Annotated in this window: 1 pseudogene; it reads right to left on the reverse strand. The window is 62.3% G+C overall.

The features are described 5' to 3' along the window. Positions 1 to 128: 128 nt before the first annotated feature. A pseudogene (locus SOP85_RS31285) lies at positions 129 to 385 on the reverse strand (SAM-dependent methyltransferase); the annotation flags it as partial.

Below are 385 nucleotides of genomic sequence, written 5' to 3' on the forward strand. Positions count from 1 at the left end.
GGCTGGTGCCGCTGGTCGGCGGCATTATCGGCGGCCTGATCTACCGCTGCCTGCTGGAAGATAAAAAATAAACGCATCGCAGCCGATAGCGTTTCGCGGGGCAGCCTTCATCGGCTGCCCCGTTGCTTTCAGCCCTTCGTCACTTCAAACATCATGATATCGCTGGTAAAGGAGCCGTCCGGCTGAATGGCGAAGTGCGCCGCCACCTCCTGCGACACGCTTTGCTGCAGCGCACGGATCGCGGTAACGAAATGCGCCGGCGTGCGCATGCGCGCCACCCAACTGCCAAACTCCAGCATCAACCGATCCGACGTCACCTCGCGCACCACCAGCCCGGCTTCGGTCAGCAACGTCAGCCACTCGCCCGGCGCATAGTTGCGCACGT

The sequence above is a fragment of the Pseudomonas sp. YuFO20 genome, assembly GCF_035064975.1.
Lineage (GTDB): Bacteria > Pseudomonadota > Gammaproteobacteria > Pseudomonadales > Pseudomonadaceae > Aquipseudomonas > Aquipseudomonas putida_AE.